This is a genomic window from Phytobacter sp. V69, from assembly GCF_965644215.1.
Lineage (GTDB): Bacteria > Pseudomonadota > Gammaproteobacteria > Enterobacterales > Enterobacteriaceae > Phytobacter.
In genome coordinates, this window is sequence record NZ_CBFFRL010000557.1 from 1 (window position 1) to 322 (window position 322).

The window sequence follows — 322 nt, forward strand, 5'->3', positions numbered from 1 at the left end:
TCCATCGGGAATAAGGATCTGGCAGCCTGAGTTCCCAACTAAAATACTCTCCAGGAAAACCGGGGCGGTTCAGTTCCACGAACAGTCAGGTCGTGTGGCCAAAATTAGTTGACCACTACAAGATAATGGCTGTAGCCACTTCGGCTGAATCTTTCGAAAACACCTTTTTCGTCAGATAAATACGGCTTTTACGCTCGACCAGCGTCACGATGGCTCCAGTGCCTTGTTTACCCAGAACCAGATCGGCTTCCCAGTCACCCAGTCGGGTACGAGCATCAACAACGGCTGGTCTCTGCTCGATGGATACGGCGTCAGGTATCGG

General features: G+C 51.6%; 1 pseudogene. It reads right to left on the reverse strand.

Annotated features, from left to right (window positions below):
• Nucleotides 1-121: 121 nt before the first annotated feature.
• Nucleotides 122-322, reverse strand: a pseudogene (locus ACSZPU_RS26430) (IS30 family transposase); the annotation flags it as partial.